Annotated in this window: 26 protein-coding genes; 9 read left to right on the top strand and 17 right to left on the bottom strand. The window is 41.9% G+C overall.

What is annotated here, in order from left to right; translation table 11 throughout:
* The first annotated feature begins 18 nt into the window (after positions 1 to 18).
* From AC59IL_RS11765 to AC59IL_RS11755, 3 genes are all read left to right on the top strand, one after another.
* Positions 19 to 600: a Crp/Fnr family transcriptional regulator gene (locus tag AC59IL_RS11765; protein ID WP_496552319.1), complete on the top strand. Its 582-nt coding sequence runs from the start codon at positions 19 to 21 to the stop codon at positions 598 to 600.
* Positions 601 to 663: 63 nt separating this feature from the next.
* Positions 664 to 1,038: a DoxX family protein gene (locus AC59IL_RS11760; protein WP_496552318.1), complete on the top strand. Its 375-nt coding sequence runs from the start codon at positions 664 to 666 to the stop codon at positions 1,036 to 1,038.
* 113 nt (positions 1,039 to 1,151) lie between these two features.
* The gene (locus AC59IL_RS11755; RefSeq protein ID WP_496552317.1) at positions 1,152 to 1,679 is read left to right on the top strand and encodes a hypothetical protein; all 528 of its coding nucleotides are present in this window, start codon (positions 1,152 to 1,154) and stop codon (positions 1,677 to 1,679) included.
* A 93-nt stretch (positions 1,680 to 1,772) separates the two neighbouring features.
* On the opposite strand, the gene AC59IL_RS11750 is transcribed toward AC59IL_RS11755, so the two are convergent.
* Positions 1,773 to 2,282 carry a hypothetical protein gene (locus AC59IL_RS11750; protein WP_496552316.1) on the bottom strand — a complete coding sequence of 170 codons (510 nt, stop codon included), beginning with the start codon at positions 2,280 to 2,282 and terminating at the stop codon, positions 1,773 to 1,775.
* Positions 2,283 to 2,492: 210 nt separating this feature from the next.
* Between AC59IL_RS11750 and AC59IL_RS11745 the strand changes: the two genes are divergently transcribed.
* Complete coding sequence (locus AC59IL_RS11745) at positions 2,493 to 3,386, top strand: diacylglycerol/lipid kinase family protein (RefSeq protein ID WP_496552315.1); 894 nt, start codon at positions 2,493 to 2,495, stop codon at positions 3,384 to 3,386.
* A gap of 58 nt (positions 3,387 to 3,444) precedes the next feature.
* On the opposite strand, the gene AC59IL_RS11740 is transcribed toward AC59IL_RS11745, so the two are convergent.
* From AC59IL_RS11740 to AC59IL_RS11680, 13 genes are all read right to left on the bottom strand, one after another.
* Positions 3,445 to 5,691 (bottom strand): patatin-like phospholipase family protein, encoded by a 2,247-nt coding sequence (locus tag AC59IL_RS11740; protein ID WP_496552314.1) that lies wholly within the window; start codon positions 5,689 to 5,691, stop codon positions 3,445 to 3,447.
* A 170-nt stretch (positions 5,692 to 5,861) separates the two neighbouring features.
* Entirely contained in the window at positions 5,862 to 6,947 is a 1,086-nt protein-coding gene (locus AC59IL_RS11735; protein ID WP_496552313.1) for a COX15/CtaA family protein, read from the bottom strand.
* Between the two features lie 381 nt (positions 6,948 to 7,328).
* On the bottom strand, positions 7,329 to 7,742 hold the full coding sequence (locus AC59IL_RS11730; protein ID WP_496552312.1) for a DsrE family protein: 414 nt from the start codon (positions 7,740 to 7,742) through the stop codon (positions 7,329 to 7,331).
* A gap of 61 nt (positions 7,743 to 7,803) precedes the next feature.
* Complete coding sequence (locus tag AC59IL_RS11725; RefSeq protein ID WP_496552311.1) at positions 7,804 to 8,799, bottom strand: c-type cytochrome; 996 nt, start codon at positions 8,797 to 8,799, stop codon at positions 7,804 to 7,806.
* Positions 8,800 to 8,975: 176 nt separating this feature from the next.
* The gene (locus AC59IL_RS11720) at positions 8,976 to 9,668 is read right to left on the bottom strand and encodes a twin-arginine translocation signal domain-containing protein (protein ID WP_496552310.1); all 693 of its coding nucleotides are present in this window, start codon (positions 9,666 to 9,668) and stop codon (positions 8,976 to 8,978) included.
* 424 nt (positions 9,669 to 10,092) lie between these two features.
* Positions 10,093 to 10,620: a DUF6691 family protein gene (locus AC59IL_RS11715; RefSeq protein ID WP_496552309.1), complete on the bottom strand. Its 528-nt coding sequence runs from the start codon at positions 10,618 to 10,620 to the stop codon at positions 10,093 to 10,095.
* Positions 10,621 to 10,629: 9 nt separating this feature from the next.
* Positions 10,630 to 11,199 carry a YeeE/YedE family protein gene (locus AC59IL_RS11710; RefSeq protein WP_496552308.1) on the bottom strand — a complete coding sequence of 190 codons (570 nt, stop codon included), beginning with the start codon at positions 11,197 to 11,199 and terminating at the stop codon, positions 10,630 to 10,632.
* A 209-nt stretch (positions 11,200 to 11,408) separates the two neighbouring features.
* Positions 11,409 to 11,708 carry a thioredoxin gene (trxA, locus tag AC59IL_RS11705; protein WP_496552307.1) on the bottom strand — a complete coding sequence of 100 codons (300 nt, stop codon included), beginning with the start codon at positions 11,706 to 11,708 and terminating at the stop codon, positions 11,409 to 11,411.
* Between the two features lie 4 nt (positions 11,709 to 11,712).
* Positions 11,713 to 11,958, bottom strand: a complete 246-nt coding sequence (locus AC59IL_RS11700) for a hypothetical protein (RefSeq protein ID WP_496552306.1) — start codon at positions 11,956 to 11,958, stop codon at positions 11,713 to 11,715.
* Positions 11,958 to 12,266, bottom strand: a complete 309-nt coding sequence (locus tag AC59IL_RS11695; RefSeq protein ID WP_496552305.1) for a rhodanese-like domain-containing protein — start codon at positions 12,264 to 12,266, stop codon at positions 11,958 to 11,960. The genes AC59IL_RS11700 and AC59IL_RS11695 overlap by 1 nt, the downstream gene beginning before the upstream one ends.
* A 27-nt stretch (positions 12,267 to 12,293) precedes the next feature.
* Complete coding sequence (locus AC59IL_RS11690; RefSeq protein ID WP_496552304.1) at positions 12,294 to 13,712, bottom strand: MBL fold metallo-hydrolase; 1,419 nt, start codon at positions 13,710 to 13,712, stop codon at positions 12,294 to 12,296.
* 128 nt (positions 13,713 to 13,840) lie between these two features.
* Positions 13,841 to 14,629 carry a sulfite exporter TauE/SafE family protein gene (locus AC59IL_RS11685; RefSeq protein ID WP_496552303.1) on the bottom strand — a complete coding sequence of 263 codons (789 nt, stop codon included), beginning with the start codon at positions 14,627 to 14,629 and terminating at the stop codon, positions 13,841 to 13,843.
* 294 nt (positions 14,630 to 14,923) lie between these two features.
* Positions 14,924 to 15,556 carry a Crp/Fnr family transcriptional regulator gene (locus AC59IL_RS11680; RefSeq protein ID WP_496552302.1) on the bottom strand — a complete coding sequence of 211 codons (633 nt, stop codon included), beginning with the start codon at positions 15,554 to 15,556 and terminating at the stop codon, positions 14,924 to 14,926.
* Positions 15,557 to 15,644: 88 nt separating this feature from the next.
* Here AC59IL_RS11680 and rnhB point away from each other — a divergent pair, with 88 nt between their 5' ends.
* The 4 genes from rnhB to AC59IL_RS11660 all read left to right on the top strand — a co-directional run bounded on the left by rnhB (position 15,645) and on the right by AC59IL_RS11660 (position 17,579).
* On the top strand, positions 15,645 to 16,244 hold the full coding sequence (gene rnhB, locus AC59IL_RS11675; RefSeq protein ID WP_496552301.1) for a ribonuclease HII: 600 nt from the start codon (positions 15,645 to 15,647) through the stop codon (positions 16,242 to 16,244).
* 177 nt (positions 16,245 to 16,421) lie between these two features.
* A complete protein-coding gene (locus AC59IL_RS11670; RefSeq protein ID WP_496552300.1) occupies positions 16,422 to 16,730 on the top strand; it encodes a hypothetical protein in 309 nt (102 codons plus the stop codon).
* Between the two features lie 219 nt (positions 16,731 to 16,949).
* Positions 16,950 to 17,405: a DUF6934 family protein gene (locus AC59IL_RS11665; protein ID WP_496552299.1), complete on the top strand. Its 456-nt coding sequence runs from the start codon at positions 16,950 to 16,952 to the stop codon at positions 17,403 to 17,405.
* 9 nt (positions 17,406 to 17,414) lie between these two features.
* Positions 17,415 to 17,579, top strand: a complete 165-nt coding sequence (locus tag AC59IL_RS11660; RefSeq protein WP_496552298.1) for a hypothetical protein — start codon at positions 17,415 to 17,417, stop codon at positions 17,577 to 17,579.
* 66 nt (positions 17,580 to 17,645) lie between these two features.
* Here the strand turns inward: AC59IL_RS11660 and AC59IL_RS11655 are convergent, their stop codons facing one another.
* Positions 17,646 to 18,248 carry a GNAT family N-acetyltransferase gene (locus tag AC59IL_RS11655; protein ID WP_496552297.1) on the bottom strand — a complete coding sequence of 201 codons (603 nt, stop codon included), beginning with the start codon at positions 18,246 to 18,248 and terminating at the stop codon, positions 17,646 to 17,648.
* Between the two features lie 68 nt (positions 18,249 to 18,316).
* Positions 18,317 to 18,928 carry an L-threonylcarbamoyladenylate synthase gene (locus tag AC59IL_RS11650; RefSeq protein WP_496552296.1) on the bottom strand — a complete coding sequence of 204 codons (612 nt, stop codon included), beginning with the start codon at positions 18,926 to 18,928 and terminating at the stop codon, positions 18,317 to 18,319.
* 257 nt (positions 18,929 to 19,185) lie between these two features.
* On the opposite strand from AC59IL_RS11650, the gene AC59IL_RS11645 reads away from it, so the two are divergent.
* Positions 19,186 to 20,073, top strand: a complete 888-nt coding sequence (locus AC59IL_RS11645; RefSeq protein WP_496552295.1) for a cupin-like domain-containing protein — start codon at positions 19,186 to 19,188, stop codon at positions 20,071 to 20,073.
* 773 nt (positions 20,074 to 20,846) lie between these two features.
* Here the strand turns inward: AC59IL_RS11645 and AC59IL_RS11640 are convergent.
* Positions 20,847 to 21,875, bottom strand: a complete 1,029-nt coding sequence (locus AC59IL_RS11640) for a 2-oxoacid:ferredoxin oxidoreductase subunit beta (protein ID WP_496552294.1) — start codon at positions 21,873 to 21,875, stop codon at positions 20,847 to 20,849.
* Between the last annotated feature and the right edge of the window lie 117 nt (positions 21,876 to 21,992).

Here is a 21,992-nt window from a genome sequence, read left to right as displayed (position 1 = left end):
CGAAACCGTAAACGTATAATGATTAATAATATTGGTATGGATGCTTTTTTTTCTTTTATAAAATCAATCACGCACCTTTCGCAGGAAGGTAAGGCAGCCTTGTCGCTGGTATTGCAACGTCATGATTTACCAAAAGGACATACATTATTACGGCCGGGAGCCATATGTTATCATTTTTATTTTATTGAACAGGGATTAACAAGAACATGGTACATAAAAGACGGGAAAGATATCACAGACTGGCTGAGCGCAGAAAATTCATTTGCAGTATCTATTGTTAGTTTTTTAACCGGACAGCCCGATATTCGTGGCATTGAGCTGTTAGAACCTTCGGTTTTATGGTCGATATCGCGTAATGACCTCGATAATTTATATACCGGTTATCATGATATTGAACGCCTGGGAAGACTACTGGTAAACAATGGCATTATACAAATGCAGCAACGGTTCGATGACCTGCATTTTGCTACCGCCCTGCAACGCTATCGTAAACTGATTGATACGCATCCCTCCTTTATTAACCGTGTTCCGTTGGGAATGATTGCTTCTTACCTAGGCATTACACAGGAAACATTAAGCCGCATTCGTTCGCAATTATGATTTTTGACAAAGGTCAAAGGAATTTGTTTGAACCTGCCTGAGCTTTGTTAAAAATTTATGTGTATGAATACTATATCATGGATTTGCCAGGGCATTTTGTGGCTTGCATTCCTTTACTCAGGCGTTAACAAATCAATTTTTTCCGAACAACAATTAATCGCCAAAGGTCAAACCGGAGTTGTTAATCTATCAACCCCGGTAATACGCTTTATAGGTATATGTGAAGTATTGGGCGCAGTAGGAATTATTGTACCATGGCTCACAAAAATATGTCCCGTATTAACTCCGGTAACGGCCATCTGCTTTGCAATAATCATGGTGCTGGCAGCAAGGATTCACTACCGGCTTAATGAACCTAAAAATGTGGCTACCAATTTTGTTTTACTGATTATGGCTGTTTTTGTGGCATGGATCAGGCTAAGATCTTTGCTCTCTTAGCAAAACATCAAGGATTTTGTTCGGGTTGTCAAACAAATTGTGTGTGGCAGGTAACATTGTTTTGCTTTGTTACTGCAATCAGAACATGATTTTTAAAACCTAAAAATTTGTTTATGAAACACACATTTTTAAAATCGCTTTTGGCAACAGCTTTTACATATGCACTTGTATGCCTGGTTTCATTCACCGCAAAGGCAGGAGGTGAAATGTATGAAATTTATCTTAACAATAAATTAATCTTACGCCAGGCAGTGACCCAATCAATAAACCTGCAAAGCCTTCAGTTAGATAGCAGGAACAGGAACGATCAGCTGGTGATTTACTATCATCATTGCAGAACAACCGGAAAGGGAAGAAGTATAGCCATTAAAGACGACAAGGGCAATACATTAAAAGAGTGGAAGTTTGCCGATGCAAGCGGCACCAATGCCGGTATGACCATACCGGTTAAGGAGTTGTTACAGCTTGAAAAAAATTACGGGCATAGCCATCTTAACTTATTCTATACATCGGATCAGCTTCCCAAAGGTCGAACGCTTTCGGCTTTACAGCTTACAGCCAAAAACACAACATGGCGTAACCAAAACGATGTATGGTCGGTATGGGCCATAGCCGATGTACCAGGTAGTTTAGCCCTGTGAACTAATAAGTACGAATTTAAAAAAACAAAAGTCAGAAAGGCTTCCTGATGAACAGGATCTTTCTGACTTTTCTATTATTTCCGGCACCTGTAATTATTCTCTGTTGTAATCTTCTATTACTTCCATTTCGCCCTCACTGATCCTGAGATTTTTTAATGTAGCTGCATCCTGCAAATGCACTATATACACAACAGGTTTTGCCATCACCAAAACTTCTTCAACCAGATTTATGGTATAATCATAATATGTACGTTTTACTATGTCGCGTATTTCGTGCAGCATTTGCTGCTCATAATACTGCTTAATAGTGTACACATAATTACCATGATTGTTATATACAGTACGGCAATTGCAGTTTCGGTTATCCTTGTATTTCACCACATACCCGCCATCTACCGGCACCCATTCAACATTTACGGCTTTTTTATTTCTTTTTATAAAGTCGCGGATAGCTTTGGTATGAACATCATTCATACCGTGCACGCGTGGTACATAAGATTGCAGGTTATCGGTAAGTACCGGTCCGATGCCAGGTTGCGCCAAACCGCGGTTTGTTAAAGCTGCAATTGCAATGCAGGCGAGCGTAATCAATAATTTTTTCATGGCTATACTTTTTGGGTGATATAATTGCTATACAAAGAAACTTCAGTTTTATTTCGATGTTTTTTTTATTAGATGAACACAATATGTTTTCGCCAATCGTAATAAAACAGGCAAAAATGCCGTTGGTGTGGCAAAACAGTCGTTCGTCGAAAATGAACCTTGTCAGGAAAAGAATACAGCGCTTATCTTTGTGTTTTGTAATCTGATAACATGCAGCGAAAGATCATCTATCTTATTAACCCCATTTCCGGTACCAAAGGAAAGTCATCACTGAAAACATTGATCACCCATGAAACCTCACAACGCAATATTCATTTTGAAATATTACCAACTTCTGCAACGGGCGATTATGAATTTGTTAAGCAAAAAATACAGCAGGAACAGATTACCGATGTTGTGATCTGCGGCGGCGACGGAACTGTAAACCAGGTGGTGCAGGCGCTCGCCCACACCGGTGTTCAATTCGGCATTATACCCATGGGGTCGGGCAACGGGCTGGCCCTCGCAGCAGGTATACCAAAATCAAGCGCCAAAGCCCTTGAAATTATTTTCAATGGCAAAGCCATATTAACAGATGGCTTTATGGTGAATGACCATTTTGCGTGTATGCTTTGCGGACTTGGTTTCGATGCTCAGGTGGCGCATCAGTTTGCAGATCAACCCAAACGCGGACTGGGCACTTATGCCTCACTTACAACACGGCACTTTTTCACTGCCAAACCTTACCCATTTACCATAAATGCCAATAAGCTTGAATTTACCACAGAGGCTTTTTTTGTAAGCATCGCCAACAGCAACCAGTTCGGAAATAATTTTACCATCGCCCCAAAGGCTGTTTTAAGCGACGGTTTGCTTGACGTGGTAATCGTAAAAAAAGTTGCCAAGCCGCTTTTATTATTAACGGTAATGAGGCAGGTGCTGGCGGGCCGCCTTAAGCGTATTGAAAACTCGCTGCGATCGCCGGTTATTTATTTTCAAACCTCCGAGCTCACCATAAGCAATACAGCCAATGCACCCATGCACATCGATGGCGAACCCAGCGAATCCCTGCGCCAGTTACATATTAAAGTGCTGCCGCTTTTTTTTAAGCTGATTCATGCCTGAAATCGAAAATCTGAAGTCTGATGTCAGAAGTCTGAAGTCAGATGTACGAATATTTTTGCTATCGAATGGTTAGCGCATGCGAATCTTTTATGAGCCGGTCGAACAGGGCAAAGGTTTTGAGGTTATAGTCACTGCCCAGCGAACCGGTGATATCTTTTTTCTCGCTTTTGGTAAGATGAAAATTTAACGCGGCGCGCGCATCGCCTTTTTCAGGTATATATTGAAAACACAAATTGTAAAAATAACTGCCCATCATCGACTGGGCCAGGCCCATCAGATCGTTCTGACTGTACTCCTGCATTTTATACCAGTTGTACTCAAGCAATAACATGGGTTTGGTAGCAATTTCCGTTATACTGGTCGATTCATACGGGTGCTCCCATCCACCGGTTTTACGGTCGCGGATATGAATTAACACAACACCCGATGTATTTTCACGTATCCATGACTGAAATACCTGTATAAAACGAAGGGCTGTTTCCTGCCCGTAATTATCTCTGATACCGGCATCCATTACATCTACAACAGGGTTGCTGGGCAACCATACATTAGGCAGCACATAGGGGAAAGTTGCATTCATACGCAGCGCAGTGAGCATACGCAAATTCAGCGGGTCCTGTTTCGAAAACAATGCCTGGTAATCTACCGCATCGGGGTCAACATCCGACACATGACTGGTATCATAAACAGGGCGCATTAAAAAACTCATTGGCTGCGTACTGATAATCATTTTACGGCCATCACGGGTTACCACCGAATTAAAAAGCATTAAAGGAATACGGGCATTTTTTTCATCGGCATACCAGTCTTTCAGCTGCTTATTCAGCATACCCCTTGTATTGGAATTCAGTTTTTGCTCAAACGCATAGCCGCGGTCTTTGATATATTCATACGATCCTACTTTAAAGCGTTGTGCAGGGGATGCAAGGTCGCGTGCTACAAACGAGGTGAACAGCGGGTTCAGCAAATCGTTCGAAATATCGTTGAGGTATTTTTTATCCTGTACATTAATGGGTTTACCTTCCCCTCGTTCCCTGCTCAGCTCACGAAAATACGAGGCCCCCAGCATGCCGCCCGACGCACCTGTAATCAGCACCGTTTTATTCATCAGTTCGCCATGGGTCAAACTATCAAGGTGCTGCAATACATTCATCGTAAAGGTAGCGCTGCGGTTACCGCCCCCACTGGTTGTTATAATAAACATCAGCGGTTTTTCGCCCCGCTGTTTCTTTTTCCAGTTTTCGAGAATGGAAATCATATTTTGCTTGTCGTGGTTTACCTTTTCGTTTGTACACAACGACATCAGCTCTTCGGCTGTATAAGGAGGCCGGTCACTCTTATTTTTATAATTTAATCCGTATGCTTTATTACTGGGGTCAATAATCTCGTATCGGTACAGCACATTGGTTATTAAAAACAGAACAATTACAAAGGGAATACTCCAGCTTTGTAAAAAATAAGAAAAAGCGCCGGATACGGCTATTAAAATGGCAAAGAATAAGGTAATACCTGCGGCTGCAGGCAACTGGCAAATAGGGTTATCTAACCAAAAGCCGAGTAATATCAACCCTATAAAGGCAATAAAAATAGAAACTACCGCTGCAAAGTGATGGCGGCTGAAGATGGTTTCGATAAACTCGCGGCTGTAGTGCGAAACGTCGCGCACCTTTTTTACCCTGAACATGGCATTCAGGTACCACTCCACTTTTATCAGCCGGCTTTCGTTCAGCTTTGTTTCGCCTTTTTTAAACTGTGCTTTGAATAATTGCGGATTGCTGATCACCGGTGTAAGCCGCCGGATAATGTTTTTATCGGCCCTGAAAAAATAAAACAGCGAGATTATAACAATCAATATCAGGCCACTTAAAAATCCTAATACCAGCAAAGCAATTTCACCTATCGACATCAGCTCTTTATACCGGTCGAACGATACTGCTTTCAAAAAATAAAATATCAGGAATACGAGGGGAAGTACGCCGTTATTGATGCAGTATTTTAAAAACGGGTTAGAAGTGGTGGCTAAAAACCTGAAGTGACGGCTGAACAAAATAAACGTGGTAATGTTCCAGCTCATTATAAATACACCGATGGCCATTCCAACAAATAAGGCGGCCAGCATGTTCACATTTCCAAGATATTCAGGAGCCAGGTACAGCGAGTCGGCGCCAAAGGTTTTCATAAAGGTGCCGTTCACCGTACTAAATAACACAAACCAGAAGATCAGCAGCACCTGAAATTTTTTAAAGTGCAGCAACACCAACTGTACAGGAAATGAATGATATAATCCTTTTAAAAAAAGCTTCATACTATTTTTATAGTCCGGACAACCGGAAGTCGGGAAATCGGAAAGAAGCCTGACATTAAACAAAAATGGTTTTCGGGCTTTCGGACTTTCCGACTTACCGACTTTCGGACTTTTCTGACTTTCCGACTTCGAATACAATTTACTACTAAAACAAAAAGACAGTAGCAAGATTATGATGGTTGCGTAAAACCTGACCGCCGGGTAAGAAATAACATTGCTACCAGGCTCAGCAGTAACAACATACCGGTAATCTGGTGTAACTGTGCCATCCACTCAAACGTGCCCCAACGGTTGGGAATTATGCGGGTACTGGTTAATACCGATAAAATGCCCAATATTACCTGTACCGTTACCAGTATTATGGGATATACACGCGCCTTTGAAAAAACGGTATTGGCCGGTGTTATACGAAATGCCTTCAGGAAATAAATTATTATCAAAATTAATAACGTGTAGGCCAGCCCCCGGTGAACGAAGTGAATGGTGATCTTATTTTCAAAAAAATTAAGGGTAACCGGTTGTTCTTTTAACAAACCTTCGGGTACCCAACTGCCATTGATGGTTGGCCAGGTGGGTGCCGCAGTAGCCGCCTTATGCCCCGCCATTAATGCCCCGAAAATCAATTGCACGAATAAAATTATGATCAACGCCCAGGTCCATATGCGTAATCCACTGTTATAAATTTTGTATTTGGCAGGAATTTTAAGTTGCAGAGCGTACCAGAAGGCATAACAAATTAATCCAAGCGCAAAAATAAAGTGCATGGCCAGCCGGGTTGGCCGCACATACACGGCATCGCCCGTTAATCCGCTTGCTACCATAATCCATCCGATGGCGCCCTGCAGGGCCCCCAGCAAAAAAAGGATCACCAGCGGATTTATCATTTCTTTTTTAAGGTATTTTTTCGCCAGCAGGTACACAAAACCGGCCAAAAAGGCTACCGCTATGAGCCGTGCCCATAAGCGATGAAACCACTCCCAGAAAAATATAAATTTAAAGTCAGAAATTGTGAAGTCGGTATTCAGCAACCGGTATTGAGGGGTTTGCCGGTATTTATCAAATTCGGTAAGCCATTGCTGTTCGGTCAGCGGCGGCAAGGCCCCGGTAACTACGTTCCACTCGGTAATAGACAATCCCGAGCCGGTTAAGCGGGTAATACCACCCAAAACCACCTGCACCAATAACATAATTACCCCCAGTAAAATCCAGTTCGATACTGCCCGTGCGGCACGTTGTTCATGAGATATGGTATTCATTGCGGCGCAAAGGTAAGGGAGGAAAGGCACAAGAAACAAGGCTCAAGGCACAAGGTGGCATGCAGTATACATGGAGTTGGGAGGAAGTAACTATGGAGGAGGTAGGGAGGAACCTTGGAGGAACATTCCTATAAGTTCCCTATAAGTCCACTATAACTCCCCTATAACTCTGCTATAAGTTCGTTAAAATGATTGATTTTAAGCTGAGGTATTGAAGTTTAAGACTCGCTGGTGCGCCGCCCGGGTGTCGCTGAGCTTAAGCGGAGGCTCAAACCACAAGAAAAGCAAGCACCAAGGCACAAGTTTCAAGGCACAACCTTCAAATTCAGTTAACCTGACTAAACCGCAAGACCTTGTGCCTTGAAACTTGTGCCTTGATTCTTAATGCGCCACCTTAATATACCCCCACCCCTCATGCTGCTTGCTTACAATTTCATAAATGGCATCGGGAACGATGTCTACGCCCGGTATCAACTGGCTTTTATCAACATTGAGGCGTTTCATAGTTTGCCCACAAACCTTAAAACTGGCTTTTTTACTATTGCTCAACTCCTGAATGGCATCGGCAATTATTGATTTATCTTTCATTACCATGCCCAGTGCATCGCCGTAAATAGCCACTTCAAGCTGTGCATTAGGTTGCGATTGTGATATGCCCCGTAACTGGCGAATAACGGTTTTGTGAGCGGCAGTATCGCCACTGGTAATATCAAAAACCACCTTGTAATCTGCTTTTTGTGCTATGCTCCCCAAACACAACAAAAGCAGGGGAACAATGAATGTTGTGTGCTTCATTTTCAGTTCGATTTAAACTTTAAAAAATGATTTCAATAAACACCTCCCGGAAAAAATATTTTTATTTCGCTTTTTTTGAATCTCTGGCGCTTTGAATAGGGCCAAACGGACCGAACTTATGCTGTTGTTCAGAAAAGCTATCGGCAAAAGGCCCAAACGGATGATCGACGGGCTTGGTGCTTTTCTTCGGCCAGTCGGTACTATACTCTTTAACAGGATGTGGTTGTGAATTAATAAAAGCAGCTACATCCCACGCCTGTTCTTCGGTTACCTTTGAATTACCATGCGAAACGCCGAACGGCATATTATCCTTTACATAACCTGCCATGCGCGACACACGGTAAAGACCGGCCCCGATATTAAAACTATGCGGCCCCCACAAAGGTGGATACAAATATCCGGTACCCATGATTGTATCGGGCATTCCCCCGCCATTAGCACCATGACAGGTTTGGCATTTTTCGACAAAAACCTTTTTCCCATTCACCGGATCTGCCGGCCGGTTCAGGTATTCGAGCGAAGAAATGCCCGACCCTAACGGCTTTTGGCCTTTCGGCACGTTAGATCCCAACCAATGCATGTAAGCTACAATGGCCCGCATTTCGTGACTGTTACTGTCTAATGCTTTTCCATTTAAACTTCTTTCGAAACAATCGTTCACCCTTTTTTCAATGGATTCAATAGAACCGCTTCTGTCGCGAAATTTGGGATAGGTTGAAGCTACAGCGCTGTAATTATTTCCCCAGGGTTTGGTTCCGGCGGCAAGATGGCAATTCTGACAGTTCATCCCATTCGAAATTTTCGCCACCTTTCCTTTTGGTCCAAGGTACCATGATGTGTGTACTATTAAATCGCGTCCATAACGGATTAGGTTCCCTGCTTTTGAATCAGGAATATCATTTGAGTCTGGCGCCTGCCACGGTTTTTCGGGGTCTTTTGCTATAGGGAGTTCAGTTGTTTCATTTTTTAACTTAACAGAGCGGGGCCGGATAGCCAATAATACTACGGCAATAATAGCTGCAACCGCCAATGTTCCTATAACCAATGTACGATTCATATAAACTGAGTGGGGAATCGTTTTTATAGGTTGGGGCGTCGCTTTGCAGGCAGTTGGTTTGGAGCAACCTGGTTTGCGTTATAAAATGAATAATAAAAGGATAAATGCAACAAATACCAACGCCCGAAAATTTTTCAGGCAATGGTATTTGTTGCTGAAATATTTATGCATTTACGTTATCCTGCAAAGCAATACGTGCAGCCATGCTCCTGTGCACGGCCCAGGGCCCATACACCTGAGGGAACTACCTGTATGTTGGGCAATACCCCATCGAGCCATTCTTTTTTTACTGTAGCGGCATCCGTCTTCATCATATCGGCGGCAACTGCACTATATACAGTTATTGCCATATTACAGGCGCAAAACATAACACCATTTGCCTGTAATTCATTTATTCCTATATTAACAGGTCCTATACCCGGCACTTTATAATCGCCTTCTTTGGGCTGCCAGAATGGATTACGGGTAGCAGGCGCTTTTGTGAGCGGATCATCTGCCTTAAATAATTCACCGAGTTTATATTTCGCCCATAAATCGCTTTTAAGCGCATAGCCAATAGCATCGTGCCTGAGTACTACTACCGTACTGCAATCTTTTTCGGGTGTGCCGGTGGCCGCATTGGTCAATAAAAAAATTTTTGGCCAGGCAAAAGGCATCAATTCATGCGGCCGTGTAGCATCAAATACAATACGGTGTTTGCCTTTGATCTTATTAAACCATTCGTCTGCATCGGCAAACTCATGCTCAGCCACAGGAGCCGCCTGCATTTGAAACGGGGTAAGAGAAGCGGCGCCCAATGCGGCAGCGCCGGTGGCAAGCTTTCCTAAAAAATCACGACGTGACTCGGAATTAGCGTTGTTAGTTAGCATATTCAGTTAAGTTTTAGTTTTATGTATTTAACAATCGGTAAAAGCTTTTACAATAACGGCGTGGTCTATATCCGGGGGTTAAAACGCTGGCAATACAATTTCATCAACAAACACACAAGGTTTATCGATGGGGTTTTTCATTTTACAACATGTAATTTTTATAAAACCGGGTATTGCCGGCCAATGGGGATATGGATCTTTAATTCATGGATCAGGCAGTTCAACGCATCGCAATTTTATTGCGATAACGCAAAAGCAGAAATCCCAAACTACCTAAAACAAAGTTCCAGCAGATAATTAGTAGTATAGAGCCGGTAAATGAATCACTAACATTCCTAAGGGTGCAAATATGAAAGGATGAGGTGAAGGAAGAGAAAGGTTATTTCACTATTAAAGATACTTATAATAAATATTTACCGCCAAATTAATGTGGCAATTTTTCGCGCAGGCGGCCATACACCCATGTACCGGCAATAGCGCTTAACAAAGTAATAATGATAACAGTAGCTCCTGTTCCTATCAGCGCGTACAGCGGGCCCGGACAAGCACCGGTTAATGCCCAGCCTGCCCCAAATAACAAACCACCGTAAATTTGTCCTTTATTAAATCGTTTGGGATGCAGTTCAATCGGTTCGCCGTATATCGTTTTTATTTTGAACTTTTTAATCAGCCATACCGATATAATACCTGTTACAACTGCAGAACCTATCACTCCATACATATGAAAGCTTTGTAACCGAAACATTTCCTGAATACGAAACCAGGAAATAACTTCCGACTTAACCAGCACAATTCCAAACAACATACCTACAAAAAGATATTTTATCGAATGATACCAGGGGTGCTGAATTTGCGATTCATTCAGGCAAATAGTATCGAGCGAACGCACTTCAAAATCGGTATTCAATTCTTTTAACGCTTCGGGCTGTGCTATCATTTCTTTTGTTTCCATGTGTATTTTTTACAGGTGTAAAACAATTGGAAGAATAAGGTTGGCGGTAATAAAACCACCGATCATAAAACAACAGGTTGCAACCAGGGAAGGCCATTGCAGGTTCGAAAGCCCCATAATAGCGTGGCCCGAAGTGCAGCCGCCGGCGTAACGGGTACCAAAGCCCACCAAAAAACCGCCAACTACCATCAATATAAATCCGCGAACGGTTAACAGTGAAGGCCAGTTAAACAAATCCACCGGAATCAGGCTGCTGTAATTATGAACGCCGTAACGTTGCAGGTCATTTACCAGCTGCTGATCTACCACAACGGGTTGCGCATTACTTAACCAGGCAGCGGCAATGGCGCCACCTAACAATACGCCACCAGCGAAAAAAAGATTCCAGGCTTCTTTTCGCCAGTTGTAGGTAAAAAATGGAATTTTGGCCGGAAAACAGGCGGCGCAAACATGCCTTAGTGAAGATGAAATGCCAAAGGTTTTATTGCCTGTTATCAATAAAAGGGGTACTACTAATCCTATAATTGGCCCCGCCACATACCAGGGCCAGGGTTGTGTAATAAAGTTCCAAAAATTCATAACTGGTAAGTTTCTGTAAATATGGTGGTTTCAACAAAAAAGCTATGCGACAAAAATCACACAGCTTTTTAAAAGTCGTAAGTAATAAGTAAAGGCCAGGTTGTGGTTTTCCGGTTACCAGTTTCAGGTTGCCGGTATTTGCACTCCGCTTTGTGACATCCGACTTCGGGTTTCCTGCTTACTACATACAACTTACTACTTCCTGCTTCCTATGCAACAAACCGCTGCAACAACTGCTGTAACTGGGGGGCAGGCACCACGCCCGATTGCCGCCATTTAATTTCTCCTTTATGAAAAAGAATCAAAGTAGGCACTCCCTGAACCTGAAAAGCATTGGCCACCTGTGGATTTTTATCTACATCCAGTTTCAGGATCGTTACACTATCGCCCACAGATTGCTTTACCTCTTTTAAAATAGGCGCCATCATTTTACAGGGACCACACCATTCTGCAAAAAAATCAACCAATACCGGTTTATCTGATTGTATAAGCTCAGCAAACGTGCTCATAACTTTAATTTTTCAGTTCTTCAAATTCGATAGTTTTCGCCGGTTTGTTTCTATTATAACGGGGTGTACAACCATCGGCAGTGCAACATTGAACCGACAATAATCCTGCCAGCAAAAAAGCGCCGCCAAACAACATTACCGGCCAGTCGTGTTGTTTAATGCCCATGATCATTATCGGCAGGCCACCTGCTATGCGCACGATACGGCATACGTTCCATTCAACCCATAATTGCTTTAACCAGGCTTTCATTATAATTTATTTAAAAGTTCGTTCCAACTGCCGCCATTGTAAGCTTCAATGCCGGCGTTTTTTAAAATACCTACTGCAGCTGCGCTTCTGGCGCCCGACCGGCAACACGTGATCACCGGTTTGTTTTGCTTTTTTAAATCATTTAAAGCCAAACTCAGCTGGTTAACAGCAATGTTTACCGAACCAGGGATATGACCACTGCTATATTCAGCCGGTGTGCGCACATCCATAATAATAGCACCTGTCTGCCGCAACGATTTAAAATCTGTTTGCGCAGCAAATAATTTGCGAATAAACCGGAACATCATTTTGTTTTTAAGGTTGTATATCAGTAATTACAACATAGTCGTTGGACAAACATAATCGGTAATAGAGAATTTTCCCGAATCCTTAATGGCTTTGAAACCACCTTTTACATCAATCAGGTTATCAAACCCTCTTGCTTTTAATATCGAAATAAATATCATGGAGCGATAGCCGCCGGCACAATGTACATACCAGGTTTTGTTTTTATCAACCATTTGCATGCTGTCGTTAATATAATCAAGACTGGCATTTATTGCACCCTTCATGTGCTCTGAATCGTATTCGCTTTTTTTGCGTACATCCAGCACATCTATACCTGCTTTCGTTTCACAAACAGATGCAAGCTGATCAACCGAAACCGATGTAACGGTATCGATTTCTTTACCGGCGTTTTTCCACTCTTCAATACCACCCTGCAAATAACCAATGGCATTATCATATCCTACGCGTGCCAGCCGGGTAACAACCTCTTCCTGACGGCCCTTCTCTGCTACAATTAATATTTGTTGCTTTATATCAGGTATCAGAGCGCCCACCCATGGTGCAAAATTGCCGTCGATACCAATGTTAATTGAGTTAGGAATAAATCCTTTTGCAAATGCCTGCGGGTCTCTTGTATCCAATATCAATGCATTGGTTTCATTGGCAGCTGCTTCAAAAGCTTCAACACTTAAAGGATGCGTTCCTTTTTTAATCACTTCTCCAATGCTTTCGTAGCCCTGCTTATTCAATTGCACATTCAGCGGAAAATATTGAGGAGGCGCAGTTAATCCGGTAGTCACTTCTTTAATAAATTCTTCACGGGTCATATCGGCACGCAATGCATAATTGGTTGCTTTCTGATGACCAAGCGTATCGGTAGTTTCTTTACTCATGTTTTTGCCACAGGCGCTGCCGGCTCCATGAGCAGGATAAACAATTACATCGTCAGCCAGCGGCATAACTTTGTTCCGCAACGAATCGAATAATAATCCCGCCAGATCTTCCTGCGTAAGATGAGCGGCCTTTTGAGCCAGGTCGGGACGGCCAACATCACCAATGAATAAAGTATCTCCGCTGAACAAGGCTACTTCTTTTCCCTGCTCATCTTTCATTAAATAACAGGTACTTTCCATAGTATGACCAGGCGTATGCAATACAGTAAAAGATGCTTTGCCTACATTAAAAACCTGACCATCTGTTGCAATTGTTGCGGGGAAAGATGGCGTAGCCGTTGGCCCGTATACAATCGATGCACCTGTTGATTTGGAAAGATCGAGGTGACCTGATACAAAATCTGCGTGAAAATGGGTTTCAAAAACGTATTTAATGGTTGCGCCATTGCGGGCTGCCTTTTGAATATAGGTGTCGATTTCGCGAAGCGGATCAATAACTACAGCTTCTCCTTCGCTTTCGATATAATAAGCGCCCTGCGCCAGGCAACCTGTATAGATTTGTTCAATCTTCATACTATACTTTTTTATATTAATCAATGCAAATGTCTGTTATGTACGTTAGGTATTCTATGACTTTTATCACATAGCAGCAAAACGTTTTAAAAGAAAAGATCAGGGCAAGCTGTTACATAACGTCTTTATTAAAAAAATAATTCGTGCAGTAAAATAAAAATGCCTATTGCCAGTACAAACCATCCAAACCCTTTCTTTAAAGTTTGTCCTGATATTTTTTCAGATAAGGCAGTACCTATAAAAATGCCCAAAACTGCAATGGCGGTAAACAACAGCAATTGAAACCAGTTAACCGTATAATGCGATAAAGTGCTGAAAAAACCAAAATACGAACTTATGGCCATTATGGTTAACGACGAACCAACGGCAATTTTCATAGGCAACCGGCTGATCAATACCAACGCAGGTATAATTAAAAAACCACCGCCGGCTCCCAGCAAACCGGTAACTGTTCCTACCACCAGGCCCTGCACCATAAGCCAGGGTATGCGCCACTGGCCGTTAACAGGTGAAGACTGCTTATTGTTCGGCTTTATCATCGAAACCGAAGCGGCCACCATTAACAGGGCAAACAACACCATTAAAAAAACACCTTTGGTAACTGTTATGTTACCTATGGTAAATAAATAGTCAGGGATCAGCGGCAAAACAAATTTGCGTATTATAAATACCGATAACAGCGACGATAAGCCGAAATAAAGTACTACATTTAAATCAACCAGTTTTTTAACATAGGCGCGAGCCCCTCCTACCAGGCTGCAACTGCCAACCACAAATAAAGAATAAGTAGTAGCTAATACCGGATGCACATGCATCAGGTATACAAATACAGGTACGGTAAGTATTGATCCGCCCCCGCCAATTAAACCCAATGACACGCCTATTAAAACGGCTGCTATATAACCGGCTATTTCCATGTATAATAAAAGTTGTAAAAAGGAATGGTAGGTTTAGTAATTCATGCAACAGGTTGCCCGCTGGTGTACTAATTGTCATGCATTCATCAGGGTAAAGGTGCGTGAAAATAAAAATCTGATTGGTGACGAAGATCACAATAACGATGATCTTCGCAAAAATGTTTTGTGATTTTATGCAGCAATGAGTGAAGAAAGAAAAAAGATGGAAATAGAATTTTTAATCGTTTATCATTTATACCAAAGGCAATTAAACCAACCAGGGTAATTATTTAAACGATATTTAAAAGTTTCAAATTATAATTGAATAATCTCAATAGCGTTGCGATGCAGTTTTACTTTACCTATTTGCTCCATTTTTTTTAGTAACCGGGAAATTACTTCGCGCGAAGAGTTCAGTTCATTGGCAATTTCCTGGTGGTTGATGGCAATTAAATTTGTTTGCAGGGTTTCGCGATGCTTTTTAAGATAAAATTCAAGCCGTTCATCCATGCCCCGAAAAGCCACATGGTCAATCGTGTTCAGCAATTCTTCAAAACGAAGCCGGTAAGTGCCCATTACAAAGTGAAACCAGTTCTTATATTTTGTTATCCATTCGTCCATAAACTGCAATGGAATAGCCACCACCTGAGTATCTTTAACGGCTTTTGCCATAATGGCACTGGGTTTATGTTCGGCAGCACAAACCATCGACAGCGCGCAGGCGTGGCCCGGCTGCAGGTAGTACATAAAGAATTCGTTCCCTTCCTCATCTTCGCGGTATATTTTTACCAGCCCGTCGAGAATAAGCATGGTTGAACGGAAATACTGTCCGGTGCGCATCAGTTGTTCGCCGGCTTTAAAATATCGTATTTCGCCATGTTCCTGAATTTCCTGTTGAAGCTCTTTTTCAAAAGTGGGGAACAGCCGGGGTAATGTAGTTGGTTCCATATTGGGAATGTGGTGTGTATAAAAACAAAGTTGGCAAATAATATTTAAATGCCGCCAAAGCGCTTATTTTTGGGCCAAAGTACGCCAATTGCTGAAACTTTTTTACCAAACCGAACTAATCGAAGCCGGCTGCGATGAAGCAGGTCGCGGCTGTTTGGCAGGTCCTGTGTTTGCAGCGGCTGTAATTTTACCCGAAGGATTTTACCACGAAAAACTGAACGATTCAAAACAGGTTAAAGAAGAAGACCGGTACGAGTTAAAGGCATTTATCGAAAAAAATGCAATAAGCTATTATGTGGCTATGGTAGATCATGAAGAAATTGACCGCATCAATATTCTGAACGCCTCTTTCAAAGCCATGCATCTGGCCCTTGATAAATTAAAAAAGAAGGCCCAATTCCTGATCATCGACGGCAACCGGTTCACCCGTTACAAAAAAGTACCTCACCAATGTATTGTGCAAGGCGATGGCGAATATGCATCCATAGCTGCAGCCAGCATTCTGGCCAAAACCTATCGCGACGATTTCATGCGCAATCTGCACAATGAATTTCCTCATTATAAATGGAACACCAATAAAGGCTACGGTACCGAAGAGCACCGCAAGGCTATTGAACAGTTCGGACTAAGCCCCTACCATCGCCGGTCGTTCCAATGCACTTCAAGCCAGCTTGAGTTAGATATCTGATAATTTTGCATCCTTTTATCATTCGGTCCAACCCATTGACCGGGCAGGGTTTGCGCCAATTCATTTTGTTAAAGTGGTGTGGGCGCCGGCGGCTATTTTTGCCATCTTTTAAACCTCGCATCTATGCTTCAGTCTTTAATACAATAGCCCCAATAAAAAACAAAAAAACTCATAGCCATGAACAAAAAGTTTATTCTTATCGTTTTGCTTGTAGCCGTAGCTGCAGGTGCCGATGCTCAAACGATCCGAGGCAAAGCCCGTAACGAACATTATCGTATAGCGCAGGGTGTAAATAATGGGTCATTAACCCGTGGTGAATCCATGCGCCTGGCACATGAACAGCGACATATTCATAACGATATTCGCCGGGCAAAAGCAAACGATGGCCATATTGGTCCTGTTGAAAGAATGCATATTCGTAGTGAAGAGCGCCGGGCCAGTCGTCACATTTACCGGGCAAAGCATAACGGCCGTTATCGTGCCTGATATTTAACCCCATTGGCCCTTCGCGCAAATTCGCATATAGGAGGTTTTTACAGTTAGCAGATGATTTTGAATGAGATGATAATCAGTCCCGCCCGCGAGGCGGGATTGGTTTTTTAAAAAAAAGTTATACTTCGTTTAGTACATCGTGTTGGTTCGTCTGTTTATATTAATGAACACTTTCAAAAAGTGAGTATAAATAATTAACAACATCATGTGCCTATGAATTTTGAAAGATATACAGATCTGGAAATATTTTCTGATAGATTGAAATACAAGTTCATCAGTAATGGCCCCAAAGGAAATATTTCAAAAATCATCGAGTTTCAGCCAACTGATATCCCTAACCTGTATAACCTTGCTTTTGGAAATTTGAATAAGGATGGTACAATAGATGATTTAACTGTTAATGATAATAAGGACAGAAACAAGATTTTAGCGACAATTGCCACAGTTCTATTTGAGTTTACCAAAGGGAATAATAGAATAATCTATTTTGAAGGAAGTTGCCCTCAAAGAACCAGGTTGTACCGTATGGCAATCACCATAAATTTTGACCTCCTAAGTGCTGATTTTGAGATTCTTGGAGTGTTAAAGTCACAAGAGTCATTTATAGATGTGCCCTTTGAAAAAGGGGTAGATTATTTTGGCTTTTTAATAAAACGAAAATTACATTAACTTTATAATATGAAGCAGAAGAAAACAATAAAAGGAGTAACGGATTGGGGGCTTAAGATAACCGTGAATAAAGATCTTGATAAATACTCCAATAAAATTTTATTCCCTGAAAAATTAGAGCAGGCGAATAAAATATTATCCAATATAAAGTTTATTCATCTCAAGGTAAAGTAATTAACCTTACTTCAAAATATAATTATCAGCAATTACAGGCCGCCTTGCAACAGGGCGGCTTTTTTATTACAACATCTCCGGATAAAAATGCAATTTACGATCTGCCCATTCCACTCTGAGAATACTTAAATAAAGCGTATCTCTTCGCCTGTTGCCATGTACCAGCTGATTACTTCGCAACATACCTTCGGGAATCATACCTGCCTTTAAAAAGGCTGCTTTGGCGCGCTCATTCCGGTTATCGACCCTTAATTCAACACGCTCCATTTTCATTACCTCAAAAGTGTAGGAAAGCAATGCAAAAAATACTTCGCGGTTTATACCGGTTCCCATAAACGGCGTGCCAAGCCAAATACTGCCTAATTCGAGGCTTTTATGATAAAAAGAAATGTTTACAAAACTGATACTGCCGCAAATTTCATACGTGTGCTTATCAATAACGGTAAAAGGCACCCGTATTTCCTGCGCCCGTTCATTCAATACCTTCTCTACCCAACTCTTTAAAGTTGTTTCATCGCTCAGGTCTTTGGTCCAGTATGTCCATATCTGCTTGTCTTTGGAAAGCGGCAAAAAAATGTCGAAGTCTTCGGGCTTTATCAGGCGCAATAATACGCGTGGGGTTTCGAGCGTAAAACCATCGGGAAAAAATTGCTGATATTCGCTTTTCACAGCAGTTATCTTTTTTTGTTAACCGTTAGTTATTAATTTCTTTGCTTATTGTCATTTGCACATAGTGCTTATACAAGCGCCCATTCTCCAGCTCCCTGCCTTATCAAAACAGGTTCATCACCGGTGCAATCTACAACAGTCGAAGGAATCATTCCGCCCGGACCTCCATCAGCTACCACATCAACCAGTTTATTGAAGTTATCCTGCATCAGTTCAGGATCAGTATATTCCTCAACCATAGTACCCGGCAATGTGGTGCTTAAAATAGGATGGCCCAGCTCTTTTACAATTGTGCGGGCAATCAGATTATCGGGGATTCTCAATCCGATAGTGCTTTTTTTACTCTGCAATATCTTCGGCACTTCTTTACTGGCCGGTAAAATGAAAGTATAGGGGCCGGGCAAATATTGCTTTAGCATACGATACAGCGGGGTGCTGATGCTTTTGGTATAACGGCTCAAATCGCTCAGATCGTAACATACAAAAGAAAGCTGCGCCTTTTGCGGATCAATTTGCTTAATGCGACAAATGCGTTCAATGGCCTTATGTTCAAAAATATCGCATCCTAACCCATAAATGGTATCGGTAGGATAAATTATAACTCCCCCCTTCGATAAAACATTTACAATAGTTGCAATATTTCGCGGTTGCGGATTCTCAGGATGAAGATGTAACAACATAACAGCAAATTATATGTTTTAATTCAGGTAATCGTTATAAAAAAAATGCCACTCCTTTGCTGTTTTTTAACCGGTGTTAAACCTTCTTTTAGATTAATTTGTTTAGCCTACCGGTCCTTTACAGTGTTTTTAAGTATAATCAAATGGCTCATACAGGTTCAGAGGTATTTAGCAAATGTTAAAGCGAGGTATAGAATTGAACCGGCTTTGTTCAGCGAACATGATTTTAACATTAAATTTGTGTAAACAAAAACTTCATGCAATTACAACCTGTTGATCGCATTGACAACATCAATGCAATTGACTTTCAGCAGCGGTATTACCTGCCATTGAAACCAGTTGTTATTACCAATCTGGCCAAAGACTGGCCGGCCTACACGAAATGGAATTGGCCATACTTCAAAGAAATAGTAGGCAGTAAACGGGTAGGCCTATATAATAATGTAAAAAGCGACGCCTTTACTCCTATTAATACAGCCGACGATTATAAAACCTTTGGTGATTATGTTGATATGATCAGCCGGGGACCGGCCGGATGGCGCATCTTCCTGTTTAATATTTTTGATCATGCCCCGGAACTTACTCAGGACTTTACATGGCCCGATCACCTGATGAAAGGTTTTGTAAAGAAGTTTCCTATGCTGTTTGTAGGAGGCGCTACCAGTATCACCCACATGCATTTTGATATCGACATGTCGCATATTATGCATACCCAGTTCGTGGGACGCAAAAAGGTGCTGTTGTTCCCCTTCACTGAGCAGCATAAGCTATATCGCAAACCGTTTGAAGTATTAAGTCTTGCCGATTTTTCAAACTATAATCAGAACGGGAATCCTGACTATAGTCAGTTTCCGGCGCTGAAACTGGCAAAAGGTTATGAAGTGATCTTAAACCATGGCGATACCCTGTTTATGCCCGCCGGATACTGGCATCACATGGAATACCTCGACAGTGGCTTTGCTATGAGCCTCAGGGCACTGCAATCGTCGATCAGCGGCAAGCTAAAAGGCGCCTGGAACCTGTTCGGCATGCGTAATATCGATACACTTATGAAAAGAACCGCCCCAAAGTGGTGGTATGAATATAAAAAAACCAGCCTTCTGAAAGCAGCCGAAAAGGAGCTGGAAGCTGCAGACTTCAAATAGGGAGCCGTTTCCACCACTATTTAATTACGGTTTGATTTATCTTAAGAAATCATACTAAACGGTATGACATTAAAAAATTTTAAAAAAAATATTGATTATTAAAAAAACAGTCTTTATTTTTACCGGGCTATGCGCTGAATATACCAATCTCGCCAGCAAAGCACAACAACTAATCCAATCTCCGATTTCCAACCATCCAATTTCCGGCAACCCAATTTCCATTTAAACATAAAACTTATTTGAAGTACGGATAATCATTTGTTCGTACCTTAAATTGTCCGCAACCCTTTTTAATACATTACCTCTGTTAACGTGTAGCCGATCATTTGTGCTGCTGAGTATCTGCAAAAGATTGTACCTGTAACTAAAACTAACTGCTTTTACTACAATAACGGCAGCTATATTTTAAAATTCAAATTTCGCCGTAGGGTGTTTATTCCTTTATATACAGTCTCCGCTGTCCATCATCCATTGAACCTCCTGATTAAATAAATAATACTATTATAACATATAGCTTAACTTCTTTCTTTTTGTGGTTTCAGAGGTAAGCACAGGCCGGCGATATCCATCGCTGGCATTTTTTTTATAATCAATGATGATATATAGATGCGGAGTTAAAAAAAGGTTTACAAATCAAAAAGGCTCCGTAAAACGAAGCCTTTTTGATTTGTAGGTCAATATTATGGAACCAGGTCAAAAATTTTGAGGCATATTAACTTTATGCCTCTGTGCCTTATTCTTGTGCCTTGTGTCTTGTGTCTTATTATATGCCATCAGGCAATTGTCCATGTTTCGTTACCACGAAGCAGTTTATCGAGATTGCCTTTGCCTTTTGTGCTGATAACCTCTTCAATTTGCATTTGCATCACATCTTCATAACAAGCCCGGTCGTTTTCATAAAATACACCAAACGGACGAGGCAGGTGCCCTTCAACACGCGGATCATCGAACATACGCACCAGTATCTGTGCCTTATAAAAATCTCTTTCATCATGCACCCACAGGTCGCTGGTTGAGCCACCGTTGGCCAGGTCTACAATCACTGGTCTGAAGCCATCTAATTTAATCCCTTTATCCTGTTTTGCGCCGAAAACAAGCGGTTTGCCATGCTCAAGGAACAAGGTATTATCGGGCTTGCTTGACTTTTCGGTAAAGATCTCAAAAGTGGCATCGTTAAAGATGTTACAGTTTTGATAGATCTCGAGGAAAGAGGCGCCTTTATGTTTATGACTTCTTATCAATGCTTCCTGCAAATGTTTGGGGTCGCGGTCCATACTACGGGCAATAAAAGTAGCATCTGCACCCATGGCAAGGGCCAATGGGTTAAAAGGATGATCGATACTGCCGAATGGAGTTGATTTGGTGACCTTATTTTCTTCTGATGTAGGCGAATACTGGCCTTTCGTTAAGCCATATATCTGGTTGTTGAAAAGCATTACGTTCACATCAAAATTGCGGCGCAACAAATGAATGGTATGGTTGCCGCCAATGCTAAGGGCGTCGCCATCACCGGTTACGATCCAAACGCTTAATTCGGGCCTGGTTGCCTTCAATCCGCTGGCGATGGCTGTTGCCCTTCCATGGATCGAATGCATGCCATATGTATTCATGTAATAGGGAAAGCGGCTGCTGCAGCCGATACCCGAAACGATTACAATATTCTCCTTTGGAATACCCAATCCCGGCATAATCTTTTGCACCTGCGCCAAAATGGAATAATCCCCACAACCGGGGCACCACCGCACTTCCTGGTCGGTGGCAAAATCCTTTGCCGTCAATTGCGGCGCTGTTGTTTCGCTCATAGTACTACTAATTAATGCAAAATTATCGGAATAACCATGAATTGGCAAGGAATAATAGTGTTGCATCTGTTAAAAGGAAAACCCGCTTAATATCAATAGTTTAAAACTGCTACCATC

This window comes from Niastella sp. sgz303648, from assembly GCF_059587045.1.
This window is presented reverse-complemented; position numbering and strand designations above follow the sequence as displayed.

Coding starts and splice junctions, on each gene's coding strand:
- AC59IL_RS11765 (WP_496552319.1), top strand. CDS start 19: ATGATTAATAATATTGGTATGGATGCTTTTTTTTCTTTTATAAAATCA.
- AC59IL_RS11760 (WP_496552318.1), top strand. CDS start 664: ATGAATACTATATCATGGATTTGCCAGGGCATTTTGTGGCTTGCATTC.
- AC59IL_RS11755 (WP_496552317.1), top strand. CDS start 1,152: ATGAAACACACATTTTTAAAATCGCTTTTGGCAACAGCTTTTACATAT.
- AC59IL_RS11750 (WP_496552316.1), bottom strand. CDS start 2,282: ATGAAAAAATTATTGATTACGCTCGCCTGCATTGCAATTGCAGCTTTA.
- AC59IL_RS11745 (WP_496552315.1), top strand. CDS start 2,493: ATGCAGCGAAAGATCATCTATCTTATTAACCCCATTTCCGGTACCAAA.
- AC59IL_RS11740 (WP_496552314.1), bottom strand. CDS start 5,691: ATGAAGCTTTTTTTAAAAGGATTATATCATTCATTTCCTGTACAGTTG.
- AC59IL_RS11735 (WP_496552313.1), bottom strand. CDS start 6,947: ATGAATACCATATCTCATGAACAACGTGCCGCACGGGCAGTATCGAAC.
- AC59IL_RS11730 (WP_496552312.1), bottom strand. CDS start 7,742: ATGAAGCACACAACATTCATTGTTCCCCTGCTTTTGTTGTGTTTGGGG.
- AC59IL_RS11725 (WP_496552311.1), bottom strand. CDS start 8,799: ATGAATCGTACATTGGTTATAGGAACATTGGCGGTTGCAGCTATTATT.
- AC59IL_RS11720 (WP_496552310.1), bottom strand. CDS start 9,668: ATGCTAACTAACAACGCTAATTCCGAGTCACGTCGTGATTTTTTAGGA.
- AC59IL_RS11715 (WP_496552309.1), bottom strand. CDS start 10,620: ATGGAAACAAAAGAAATGATAGCACAGCCCGAAGCGTTAAAAGAATTG.
- AC59IL_RS11710 (WP_496552308.1), bottom strand. CDS start 11,199: ATGAATTTTTGGAACTTTATTACACAACCCTGGCCCTGGTATGTGGCG.
- trxA (WP_496552307.1), bottom strand. CDS start 11,708: ATGAGCACGTTTGCTGAGCTTATACAATCAGATAAACCGGTATTGGTT.
- AC59IL_RS11700 (WP_496552306.1), bottom strand. CDS start 11,958: ATGAAAGCCTGGTTAAAGCAATTATGGGTTGAATGGAACGTATGCCGT.
- AC59IL_RS11695 (WP_496552305.1), bottom strand. CDS start 12,266: ATGATGTTCCGGTTTATTCGCAAATTATTTGCTGCGCAAACAGATTTT.
- AC59IL_RS11690 (WP_496552304.1), bottom strand. CDS start 13,712: ATGAAGATTGAACAAATCTATACAGGTTGCCTGGCGCAGGGCGCTTAT.
- AC59IL_RS11685 (WP_496552303.1), bottom strand. CDS start 14,629: ATGGAAATAGCCGGTTATATAGCAGCCGTTTTAATAGGCGTGTCATTG.
- AC59IL_RS11680 (WP_496552302.1), bottom strand. CDS start 15,556: ATGGAACCAACTACATTACCCCGGCTGTTCCCCACTTTTGAAAAAGAG.
- AC59IL_RS11670 (WP_496552300.1), top strand. CDS start 16,422: ATGAACAAAAAGTTTATTCTTATCGTTTTGCTTGTAGCCGTAGCTGCA.
- AC59IL_RS11665 (WP_496552299.1), top strand. CDS start 16,950: ATGAATTTTGAAAGATATACAGATCTGGAAATATTTTCTGATAGATTG.
- AC59IL_RS11660 (WP_496552298.1), top strand. CDS start 17,415: ATGAAGCAGAAGAAAACAATAAAAGGAGTAACGGATTGGGGGCTTAAG.
- AC59IL_RS11650 (WP_496552296.1), bottom strand. CDS start 18,928: ATGTTGTTACATCTTCATCCTGAGAATCCGCAACCGCGAAATATTGCA.
- AC59IL_RS11645 (WP_496552295.1), top strand. CDS start 19,186: ATGCAATTACAACCTGTTGATCGCATTGACAACATCAATGCAATTGAC.
- AC59IL_RS11640 (WP_496552294.1), bottom strand. CDS start 21,875: ATGAGCGAAACAACAGCGCCGCAATTGACGGCAAAGGATTTTGCCACC.